At 48.0% G+C, this 3,737-nt stretch carries 4 protein-coding genes; 2 read left to right on the forward strand and 2 right to left on the reverse strand.

What is annotated here, in order from left to right; all coding sequences use genetic code 11:
- Nucleotides 1-963: MATE family efflux transporter (locus tag AB7S66_RS05240; RefSeq protein ID WP_428518408.1), on the forward strand; the 963-nt coding region annotated here is incomplete at its 5' end.
- A 105-nt stretch (nt 964-1,068) separates the two neighbouring features.
- A complete protein-coding gene (locus AB7S66_RS05245) occupies nt 1,069-2,142 on the forward strand; it encodes an alpha/beta hydrolase (protein ID WP_428518409.1) in 1,074 nt (357 codons plus the stop codon).
- Nucleotides 2,143-2,346: 204 nt separating this feature from the next.
- Here the strand turns inward: AB7S66_RS05245 and AB7S66_RS05250 are convergent, their stop codons facing one another.
- Together AB7S66_RS05250 and AB7S66_RS05255 are read right to left on the reverse strand one after the other, a co-directional pair.
- Nucleotides 2,347-2,976, reverse strand: coding sequence for an SGNH/GDSL hydrolase family protein (locus AB7S66_RS05250; RefSeq protein ID WP_428518410.1), 630 nt, complete (start codon nt 2,974-2,976; stop codon nt 2,347-2,349).
- Nucleotides 2,977-3,083: 107 nt separating this feature from the next.
- A partial coding sequence (locus tag AB7S66_RS05255; RefSeq protein ID WP_428518411.1) for a GntR family transcriptional regulator occupies nt 3,084-3,737 on the reverse strand: 654 nt, incomplete at its 5' end.

Here is a 3,737-nt window from a genome sequence, read left to right on the forward strand (position 1 = left end):
ACCATTGAGTACAGCATTGACTATCTCTCCATCTATCTCTGGGGAACCCCGTTCGTCCTCTTCAGCCTTGGGCTCAACCCATTCATAACTGCCCAGGGGTTCAGCAGGACCAGCATGATGACCATGCTGCTTGGTTCAGTGGTGAACATTATCCTTGACCCAATTTTTATCTTTGCACTGGGATGGGGTATTAAGGGTGCTGCACTTGCAACAGTTATCAGCCAAGCGGTCAGTGCAACTTGGGTGTTGCATTTTCTCTCTTCAAAGCGTTCCACATTGACCATCAATTTCAAGGAAATCCTGCCCACCAAGAAGGTGATGCTCCCGGTATTTGCATTGGGTGTCTCCCCCTTCTTCATGATGTCCACAGAGAGTTTGGTGAACATCATTCTCAACTCCACCTTGCAGAGAACAGGAGGGGACTTGGCCGTTGGTGCAATGTCGATCCTTGCATCAGTCATGCTCTTCAGCCTTGCCCCACTGCAAGGACTCACCCAAGGTGGGCAACCAATCCTTTCCTATAACTATGGGGCAGGGAATACAGAACGGGTCAAGGCAGCTTTCTCCAGGATTCTTATCAGCAGCGCTCTCTTCTCCACCACGGTCTGCCTTATCCTGGTGCTTTTCCCGGAAGCGGTGGTCCGAATCTTCACCCGTGAACCGCTGTTATTAGAAAAAACCAGTGAGGCAATGCGAATCTATAGTGCAGGGTTCTGGATGCTTGGTTTCCAGATTGCCTGCCAGCAGGCATTCATCTCCTTCTCAAAAGCCAAAATCTCACTTTTTCTCGCCCTCTTGAGAAAAATCATCCTGCTTATTCCCTTGGTATTCCTTCTCTCCTCTCATTTTGGCATGCGTGGAGTATTCCTTGCCGAACCAATTGCTGATATTCTCGCAGGAGGCACTACGGTGTTGCTCTTCTTCCTGAATTTTAAGAAAATCATAGCGGAAAGCGGCAAATAGGATATTGTCTGTGTTTGATAACTACCAATTGAATATACAAATGGCCCAACAGTACGGACTCGAATACTTGCGTCACATTGGTGGATATACTACCATGTGATCACTATGGCAGATTATGATTTGTCTCCGAAGATGAAACGTATGATCGCCCTGATAAACAAGATCACAATAACAGATCCTGAAGGGCTTACACCAAAACGCATCGAGGAGCTTAACGATATATCCATCCCTAATAATCTGGTGATCCGCAAACTTCTTGGCAAGAGTGCGAAGAACATCACCACCAAGACCTTCATCATCCCGGTTACCGATGGGATGATCAGTGGGTATCTTTTTGAGAAGCAAGGCTCACGTGGTATCAGCGATCTCACTCCCTTGATCATCTTCTACCATGGTGGTGGATGGGTTTGGGGAAACATGGATCTCTACAACTTCCTCTGTGCCCATCTAGCCGATATCACTGGGGCAGCAGTTCTCTCTGTGGATTATCGACTTGCACCGAAGTACAAGTTCCCGACAGCGGTTGAGGATTGTTATGATACATTGGTTTGGGCAGCAGCGGGATGCCGCTATTGGAAGACAGACCCTGATCGCATCTTCTTGATCGGAGACAGTGCAGGAGGCAACCTTGCTGCGGTGGTCAGTCGTCTTGCACGTGACCGGAAGGGTCCTGCCATTGCCGGTCAGGTCCTGCTCTATCCTGTAACTGACGGTCGGATGAGAACCAATAGTTATGAGAAGCACAAGGATGCACCTTCCTTGACTGACAAGCAGATGGCCTTCTTCATCAACAGCTACCAACGGGAGCCAAAGGATATCCTCAATCCAAACTTCTCCCCTCTGCTTGCAAAAGATCATAGCAGACTTCCCGAAACCCTGATTATCGGTGCTGAGTACGACCCGCTTCATGATGATGGAATGCTCTATGCCGATGCATTGGCTTCAGCAGACACCCCGGTAAAATACCTTGAGGTGAAGAAGACCATCCATGGCTTCATCAACTACCCGAAGGCTACAGGGACAGAGGAAACAGAGAGTGCCATCATCCAGTTCATCAGCGGCAGGCCCGTTGACCAAGTAGCCTTGATCAGCCGAAAAGAGTGGGCAAAGGCACAGAAGAAAGAGCTGAAGAAAATCAAGAAACAGAGCAAGCATTATATCGATGCACGTATGCAATAGATTAACGGTATTAATCCTGAATTGAGCTATTGCATACCTTCCCTTGCCCCTTTCTCACCCATGAGACTTTTCTGGTAGAGGCCATTGATAAGATCATGATACAAGGAGCGATACAGCCGGTTTTGGCAAGCAGCCCCCATTTTATGATCCCAGAACAGGTGCTCTCTGACCACTGGCCGGTAGCGGCAGTGTTGAAACTCCTTCCTAACGTTTAAAGAACGGAAACTTGATCGCACGGGTAACCGTACGCTCTTCCTTCTTTTCCTGAGGCTCCTCTTTCTGCACATTGAAGCATGAGAGGATGAGAGAGGCCAGCCCTTCCCCAATTGCCTGATGGGACTGCCTGTCCATATGCAACTGATCTATGCTACTTGGAAAAGCAACACTGCTTGCATCGAAATAGAGAAGTTCATTCTCTTCTGCCATGCTTTGTATGAAAGGAGCAAGGCTTTTACTTGTAAGAACGGAGTTGGAATTGAAACTGACAAACGGGGACTGTTCTATCTCATCTCCAATATGAATAGGAGAGACTACCAACACCTGGGGAATTGGATACCTCTCCCCATAGGGGTGAGTCTTGATAAGAGATGCCAATTGCTGCAGGGCTTTTGTGATGATCTTCTCATCGGCATTGAAGAATTTCTTGCAATCGTTGGTACCCAAGGAGAGGATCACCAGGTCAAGTGGACGATGACTGTGAAGGGCAACAGGTAAGAACTCCCGACCTGAGCGATGAGGCTCGAGTGGGTCATCAAACACAGTGGTCCTGCCACCGAGGCCTTCCTCAATAATCTGGAAATCGGGACCGAGGAGGGAGGAGAGTATTCTGTCCATCGCTGGTCGTATTGCCACCTTCCCCCACTTGGGTTGGTCCCGAATGTATTTGAGTCACCATAACAGAGTATTCTTCGCATGGCATGCAGTATACAGAAGAGTGATGATCAACGAAAGTAGGTTGGATATTTCTCCCTGATGGCAGATTCATCAATCTTGTAACGACTGAGGTGTTCCTCCATCAGCTGACCTGCAAGCTCGGCATCCCTTTGCTTGATCGCCTCAGCAATTGCCTGATGGTCATTGACTATCTTGATGTCCTTGATTGCATTCAGACTCATGGCACGAACACGGTCGAAATGGATGGTAAGACCTTCAATCATCCAACCATAACACTGGACTTTATTTGCTAGTTGGAACAACAAGGCATGAAACTGGTTGTCCAACTCCAACAACTTTTCAGGATTGGAGTGTTCAATATAGAAACTCTGCAATCGGATGATCTCTTCCAGGAAAGAGAGATCAGGAATCTCTTCCATGGTACACAGGACCTTTGCTACTTCCCTCTCCAACACCAAACGTAGAAAACGGGACTCTTCAACCAAGGCGTAGTCGATAAGCATGATCCTGCTCCCTTTTTGGGGAAGGATTTCCACAATATTTACCCGACTCAGTTCAATCAGGGCTTCACGAACCGGAGTACGGGAAATACCCAGTTGGGCTGCCACCTCGTTCTCACTGACCATACTCCCAGGTTCCAATTGCAACGAAATGATATTTTCCTTAAGTTGACGAAGAGCATACTCCCGCGCTGTCTCTCT

Origin of the sequence: Sphaerochaeta sp. (assembly GCF_050178175.1) — a bacterium.
Taxonomy (GTDB): Bacteria; Spirochaetota; Spirochaetia; order Sphaerochaetales; family Sphaerochaetaceae; genus Sphaerochaeta.

Excerpts from the sequence above, each read along its gene's own strand:
- AB7S66_RS05245 (WP_428518409.1), top strand. The coding sequence starts at position 1,069 with ATGGCAGATTATGATTTGTCTCCGAAGATGAAACGTATGATCGCCCTG.
- AB7S66_RS05250 (WP_428518410.1), bottom strand. The coding sequence starts at position 2,976 with ATGGACAGAATACTCTCCTCCCTCCTCGGTCCCGATTTCCAGATTATT.